Genomic DNA, 7,657 nt, shown 5'->3' with positions numbered 1-7,657 from the left:
TACATTAACTAAATCAAACCCTTCACAAAAGTGAGGGGTTTTTTCTTGTAATTAAGTTTAATATAAAATTAGTCAAAATCTTGGCACTTGTTTAGAACTATTTTTTAATAAAAATAAAGAGGGTATATAAGTTGTTCAACTTAAATATAGGTCTAATTTTGCCGATCTTTAAATGAACAATAATGTTAGAATTAATAAAAAAGCGGACTTCTAATTCAAAAAATGATATTTTAAGTGGTCTAACTGTTGCCCTTGCCCTTGTTCCTGAAGCGGTTGCATTCTCCTTTGTTGCAGGAGTTGATCCTCTAGTTGGTCTTTATGCTGCTTTTATGGTTGGGTTAATTACTTCTTTACTGGGAGGTCGTCCCGGAATGATTAGTGGTGCAACTGGAGCTCTAGCAGTTGTAATGGTAAGTTTAGTTTCTGAAGGAAATAATTTAGGGGTTTATGGTGAAAACTTAGGCTTGTATTATCTTTTCGTAACAGTTATTCTTATGGGTATTTTTCAAATTCTAGCAGGCCTATTTAAGTTAGGTAAGTTTGTACGCCTTATTCCTCACCCAGTAATGATGGGCTTTGTAAATGGGTTAGCAATAGTTATTTTTATTTCCCAGTTAGGTATGTTTAAAACCCTTGAACAAGGTGAAGTTGTTTGGATGCAAGGTGCTTCTTTATGGATTATGATTAGCCTTGTTGGGCTTACAATGTTAATAATGTTTGGGTTGCCAATTATCTCAAAAAAACTTCCTGAAGCACTTATTGCTATTCTTGTTGTTTCAGCCATTGTCATTTTTGGTGATTTAAATATAGCAACAGTTGGAAGTTTTATTAGTGATGGAGGGGGTGAAGGTCTTAAAGGGGGGCTGCCTCAATTTCAATGGGCGATTTTTGAAAAAATTGTATTTGACTTTAAAACCTTGAGGTTTATTTTTCCTTACGCATTAATTCTTGCAGCTATTGGACTTATTGAATCTTTAATGACACTAAACCTTATTGACGAACTTACTGACAGTAGGGGAAATTCTAATAAGGAGTGTATCGCTCAAGGCACTGCGAATATAGTGACTGGATTCTTTGGTGGAATGGGTGGATGTGCCATGATTGGACAATCAATAATTAATATCAAAGGAGGTGGTCGTGGTCGACTTTCAGGAATAGTTGCTGCTTTAGCTCTTTTAGGTTTTATATTATTTGCATCAAGTTTAATTGAGCAAGTTCCAATTGCAGCACTTGTAGGTGTTATGTTTATGGTTGTGATAGGCACCTTTTCATGGTCAAGTTTTAGAATTATAAATAAAATACCTCTAACAGATCTTTTTGTACTTATTCTTGTATCTACACTTACAGTTATTTTTGATCTAGCTATTGCTGTAATTGCCGGAGTAATATTAAGTGCTTTAGTGTTTTCTTGGGAAAATGCTAAACGAATTAGAGCTCGAAAAAGAATTAAAAGTAATGGGACTAAAGTTTATGAAATATGGGGACCTTTATTTTTTGGAAGCATTGCTGAATTTAATAATAAATTTGATGTTAGGAATGACCCTAAATCTATAGAAATTGATTTTGTAGAATCAAGAATATGTGATCACTCTGCCATTGAATCTATATTTAATTTGGTCGTTAAATATAATAATGAGAGTAAATCAATATTATTAAAACATTTAAGTAAAGATTGTAAATTGTTATTATATAAATCCAGTCCTCTATTTAAAGATATTATTATTGAAGCTGTTGATGATCCTCGCTATTATTTAGCTGGAGACCCAGAAGCTTTCCCTAAAAGCCTAGGAGAGTATAGTTTGTAATTATTATAATTAATTGCTCTAGTTAAAAAAAATGAATAAATTACTAAATAGTAATTTTATTAATCTCCTTCCTATTATGAAAAAAATATTAGTGTTGATTTTCATTTTTCTTACTGGTTGTGGTGGCAAGGAAAATATTGAGTTAGAAGATTCTGTCTTTGTAGATAAAGGAATAAGTGTTTATCAAGACAATAACCCAAACAATGATGTAATGATGCAAGCATTTTGGTGGGATAGTTTTTCGGACTCAAAAATTTCAAATAATGCCTCTTACTATGAGTTTGTAAGCAGCCAATTAATTACACTATCCAATGCGCATATTGATCTGCTTTGGCTTCCTCCTTCAAGTGAAGGAGAGGGAATGGGCTATCATCCTCGAAAATTATTTGACTTTAACTCTCTTCATGGAAGTAAATTAGAGCTAGAAGAACTGCTAGAATTAATCAAATCTAGAAAAATGCATGCTATGGCAGACTTAGTTTTTAATCACCGAGTAGGCACATCAACATGGACTGATTTTACTGAACCTGCATGGTCGTGTGAATCTATTTGCATAAATGATGAAGGGTTTACAAATCCTGATGCTTTTGGAACAGAACCATGTGGCGCTACAGATGAAGGTGAAGGATGGGGAGGTGCTAGAGACTTAAATCATAAAAGTGTTGAGGTTCAAGAAGGGCTTAAAGATTATCTTTTAAGACTAAAAGACTTGGGGTTTGACTCTTGGAGATATGATTTTGCAAAGGGGTTTCCAGCTAAGTATATTGGAGAATATAACCAGTCTACTCCCTATTATTATTCAGTTGGTGAATATTGGGATGGAAATGTAAATGCCTTAAAATCCTGGATAGATGAGACCACAGCTACAACTTCTAACCAAACTACTAAGAAGTCAGCTGCTTTTGACTTTGCTTTGAAATATAAATTAAAGGAAGCTTTAATTGATAAAAACTTTCAGGTTTTAAATGAAAATCATGCCTTAGCAAACTTTGATGGTTATGGAAGTGAATCAATTACTTTCTTAGATAATCATGATACTGGCTGTATTAACAGACCCGAATGTGACAACCTCTATTCTAAAAATATTAGTGAAATCAATAACGGATATGCTTACCTGTTGACTCATCCAGGAATTCCAATGATTTGGATTTATCACTATCTTTTTTCAGATAGTACAGGAGCTCTTAAAAAGAATATTGAAGAGTTAATTGAAATTAGAAAAAATAAGGGTATTCATGCTAACAGTAGTGTTGAAGTTATTGAAACGGTTAATGGTTCTGATGGCTATTATGTTGCCAAAATTGATGATAATTTATTAGTAAAAATAGGAAACGGGAATTATCAAGCAGATGAACAATGGAGCGTTTTAAAATCTGAAAGTGGCTATACCATATGGTCTAAGTGATTCTTTGCTTTACTAGAATGGCTTTTATTAATGAAATTTAATATCTTGACGAATCTTAAATAACAATAATCAAATGAAAAAAATACTGCTGTATATAGGAGGAGGTATGCTTTTAGTGTTAGTGTTTATGACTTTGAAGACATTCATATTCTCTAGTAATCAAGTTCAGCATGAGGCTATAAAGCCAATTCAAGTTTCAGAAACTGCTGTTACAAGGTTACAGGGAGCAATTAAATATAAAACTATCTCATATCAATTTCCTGGCAAACCAGACAGTCTTGAGTTTACTGGTATTCATAACTATTTTGAAAAAGTATTTCCGCTAATTCATTCTTCAATTGAAAAGAAAACATTTAAATACAGTCTTCTTTACAAATGGCAAGGTAAAAATGAAAATATAAAGCCGGTATTACTAATGTCTCATATTGATGTTGTTCCTGTTGATCAGGCGACTCTTAATGACTGGGAAGCAGGTCCTTTTTCAGGAGAACTCAAAAATGGTAATGTTTATGGTCGTGGAACAATGGATGATAAAATGAGTGTTTTAGGTATAATGGAGGCTGTTGAAATGCTACTTAAAGATGGCTTTAAACCCGAAAGAACAGTTTATTTAGCCTTTGGTCATGATGAGGAAATTGGAGGAGATAACGGTGCTGGATCTATTGCTGCTTACTTAGAAGAAGAAGGGGTAGATTTAGAGTTTGTGATAGATGAAGGGGGCTTTATTGTAAATGGACTAATCCCTGGATTAGATAAAACCATGGCTGTTATTAATGTTGCAGAGAAAGGTTATGTTACCTATGAACTATCAATTACAACCCCAGGTGGTCACTCCTCAACCCCTCCAGAAAATAACACAATAGGCTCTTTAGCGAGAGCGATAGTAAAGCTGGAAAACTCTCAATTCCCATATAAAAGCATCCCTGTTTTGGAAGAACAAATTGCTTCAGTTGGTCCAGAATTATCATTCTTAGGAAAGTTCGTTTTCGCAAACAGTTGGTTGTTTAAATCCATTATTTTAAAAGGCTTAAATGCGCATACTACTACTGCTCCTACAATAATTTCAGGTGGAGTAAAAGATAATGTTATTCCCACTAGAGCCACCGCAACAGTTAATTTTAGAGTAATGACTGGAGAGACAACTGATCAGGTTAAAAATCACATTATAGAAACCATTAAAGATGATAGAATAACTGTAGAGGCTGTTAGAAATATTAATGAGCCATCCAAAGTCTCAGATTACACTTCAGATTCATACAAGATTATTCAAAAAACTATAAAACAATTATATCCCAATATCATTGTTAGCCCAGGGCTAATTAGTGGTGGAACAGACACCAAGCATTATGTAAATATTTCTGAAAATGCATATCGTTTTGTTCCCCTTTCAATAAATGAAAATAATTCAACTGGATTTCATGGTATTAACGAACATATTTCTTCAAAAAATTATATTGAAATTGTTCAATTTTATTATCAGTTTATTCAGAACGTGAATATGAAATAATCTTTTTAATATTAGAATATGGCTGAAGAAATGATTCGAGAAAAGGATGTTTTTAAAGGATGTTTCTTTACTGGTTGTCTTAGTTTTATTATTGGAGGGATGCTTCTATTTGTTTATATTTTTTGGTAATACTAATATTTGAGAGTTTTTTAACTGAATTCTACTAGCTTAAAAAATTCTATCTTGTTAATCCAAGCATAAAATAAATGCAAGACCCCAGGTATAGTAAAGGTTCATTTTTAAGTATAACTCTTTTAATACTTTCTGGAGAACTTGTCTATATGCTTCCCTATGTTTTAGCCAGGGTTTTTAGACCTACTTTCCTTGAAGTATTTGACTTGACTAATTTTGAATTAGGTAGTCTTTTTTCAGTTTACGGAGTAGTAGCTTTACTTTCATATTTATACGGAGGAGTACTTGCGGATCAATTTTTACCTAGAAAATTAATAGCCCTATCTCTTTTTTTAACAGCTATAGGAGGGCTAGTTATGGCAACATACCCTTCTTATTTAACTTTACAAATTTTATTTGGATATTGGGGTTTTACAACTGTTTTTCTGTTTTGGGGAGCCATGATTAAGGCTACACGATTGTGGGGAGGAACCATGAGTCAAGGTCAAGCGTTTGGGTTTTTGGACGCCGGGAGAGGTCTTGTTGCCGCTTCAATGGGAAGTGTTGGTGTGTTTATATTTTCTTTGATTCTAACCTCCGATATTAGATCTGCCACTCTAATTGAGCGTCAGGAAGCATTCCGTTATGTTATTTTCTTTACCTCCTTTATGGTTGCTTTAGTTGGACTTCTCGTGTTTGTTTATATGAAGTCTGAGGGAGAAGAAAAAATTAAAGAGATGACATCAACAAGTTCATTTTCAAATATTAAATCTGTAATTAAAATACCATCCGTATGGCTTTTAATGATCATAATTATGTCTGCATATGTTGGTTACAAATTAACTGACATCTATTCATTGTACGCTTCTGATGTTATGCTTTATGATCAAATTCAAGCTGCTGAAGTTGGAGCGTTACAACTATACCTTCGACCCATAGTTTGTGTTATAATTGGTTTTTTAGCAGATAAGACAAGTGGAACTTCATGGATTATTATTGGTTTTGTTATTATGTTACTCGGAGCAGTCATTTTTGCCTCAGGAATTGTTCAGTCAAACATGGATGTTATTTTTTTCATTTCATTAATTATAATTGCTGTAGGAACCTATGCTGCTCGAGCACTATATTTCGCAGTATTTCAAGAGGGGAAAATTCCTTTAGCGCATATGGGAACAGCGGTAGGGATAATTTCAGTGGTTGGATATACCCCAGATGTTTTTGCAAGTCCTATCATGGGATACTTGCTTGACACTTACCCTGGAATCACTGGTCACCAATATGTGTTTTCTATGTTAGTTGTATTTTCTATACTAGGGCTTCTTGCTTCAATAAGGTTTGCTAAACTGGTTAAGACAAGATAGAGAGAGTTTGTAAAAGCAAAAAGGGCAGTAAAAGCAACCATACTTTTAATACCCTTTAAGTTATTATCGCCGCGTGAACAACGAAACGCGAATGTAAACCAAATTATTTTATAAATTATTAACTTATATATTATATTTGGAAAACAATAGGCCTTTGCAATGATAAAAACTAGAGCTGATTTCTTTACTGTTACTAACAGTAAAAAATATAGATCTAATAGAGTTAACTTAAAATACAATGACAAAAAAAGAAGTCTATATCGTTTCTGCTGTTCGAACTCCTTTAGGAAGCTTTGGTGGAGTTTTTGCAGATGTATCAGCTACTGATCTTGGTGCGTCAGCTGTAAAAGGGGCTCTGGATAAAGCTAAAGTAAATCCCAATAAAATAAATGAAGTTTTTATGGGGAATGTTTGTTCCGCAAACCTTGGACAAGCTCCAGCTAGACAAGCAGCACTTGGTGCAGGAATTTCCGATACCGTTCCTTGTACTACCATAAATAAAGTTTGTTCCTCTGGAGCAAAATCAATTATGTTTGCTGCGCAAAGTATTTTACTGGGTCAGTCTGATCTAATAATTGCAGGGGGTATGGAAAACATGTCTGCTGTTCCTTATTATATTCCAAAAGCTCGTTATGGATATAAGTACGGAAATTCAGAGTTAATAGATGGATTACATAAAGATGGATTATTAGATCCCTACAATGAAATTTCAATGGGAGTTTTTGCAGATAAAACAGCTGAGAAGTATGATATCTCAAGACAAGAGCAAGATGATTATGCGATTCGTTCTTATAAAAACTCTTTATTGGCTAATGAAAGTGGAATTTTTGCTAATGAAATTGTGGGGGTTAGTGTACCGCAAAGAAAAGGAGAACCTATTTTAATTATTGAAGATGAGGAATACAAATCTGTTAAATTTGAAAAAATACCTCAATTAAGAGCGGCATTCTCAGAAAATGGAACTGTAACCGCTGCAAATTCTTCAACTATGAATGATGGTGCGTCAGCATTAGTTTTAGCAAGTGGTGAGGCTATTGAAAAACACAACTTGAATCCCATAGCGAAAATTTTATCTTTCGCGGATGCTTCTCAAGCTCCAGAATGGTTTACAACTGCTCCAACAAAAGCGGCTCCTAAAGCACTGAGTCTGGCAAAAATGTCAACTGCTGATGTAGATTACTTTGAGGTAAATGAAGCATTTTCTGTTGTTCCTCTCGCTTTTAATAAAATATTGGATGTCAATATTAACAAGGTTAATATTCATGGAGGAGCCGTTTCAATGGGACACCCACTGGGGGCTTCTGGTGCAAGAATTGTTACTACTCTAATTAATGTTTTACAAACTAAAGATGCAACAATTGGATGTGCAGCAATATGTAATGGTGGTGGTGGTGCAAGTTCAATTGTAATTGAACGACTATAAATTTTCCATTTCAAGAATACTTTCTTAAATAGTCAATTCATCTCT

The 7,657-nt window shown here is 33.8% G+C and carries 5 protein-coding genes; all 5 read left to right on the top strand.

Going from position 1 to position 7,657, the window contains the following annotated elements; genetic code table 11:
* The first annotated feature begins 182 nt into the window (after window positions 1-182).
* The 5 genes from AC34EU_RS08510 (at window position 183) to AC34EU_RS08490 (ending at window position 7,612) form a co-directional block, all read left to right on the top strand.
* Entirely contained in the window at window positions 183-1,805 is a 1,623-nt protein-coding gene (locus AC34EU_RS08510; protein ID WP_487534375.1) for a SulP family inorganic anion transporter, read from the top strand.
* Window positions 1,806-1,836: 31 nt separating this feature from the next.
* On the top strand, window positions 1,837-3,210 hold the full coding sequence (locus AC34EU_RS08505) for an alpha-amylase C-terminal beta-sheet domain-containing protein (protein WP_487534374.1): 1,374 nt from the start codon (window positions 1,837-1,839) through the stop codon (window positions 3,208-3,210).
* Window positions 3,211-3,283: 73 nt separating this feature from the next.
* The gene (locus AC34EU_RS08500; RefSeq protein ID WP_487534373.1) at window positions 3,284-4,717 is read left to right on the top strand and encodes a M20 family peptidase; all 1,434 of its coding nucleotides are present in this window, start codon (window positions 3,284-3,286) and stop codon (window positions 4,715-4,717) included.
* 206 nt (window positions 4,718-4,923) lie between these two features.
* Complete coding sequence (locus tag AC34EU_RS08495; protein WP_489696205.1) at window positions 4,924-6,189, top strand: MFS transporter; 1,266 nt, start codon at window positions 4,924-4,926, stop codon at window positions 6,187-6,189.
* A gap of 238 nt (window positions 6,190-6,427) precedes the next feature.
* Window positions 6,428-7,612: an acetyl-CoA C-acyltransferase gene (locus tag AC34EU_RS08490; RefSeq protein ID WP_489696204.1), complete on the top strand. Its 1,185-nt coding sequence runs from the start codon at window positions 6,428-6,430 to the stop codon at window positions 7,610-7,612.
* Window positions 7,613-7,657: the final 45 nt, after the last annotated feature.

The sequence above is a fragment of the Candidatus Marivariicella framensis genome (assembly GCF_982709265.1).
This window is presented reverse-complemented; position numbering and strand designations above follow the sequence as displayed.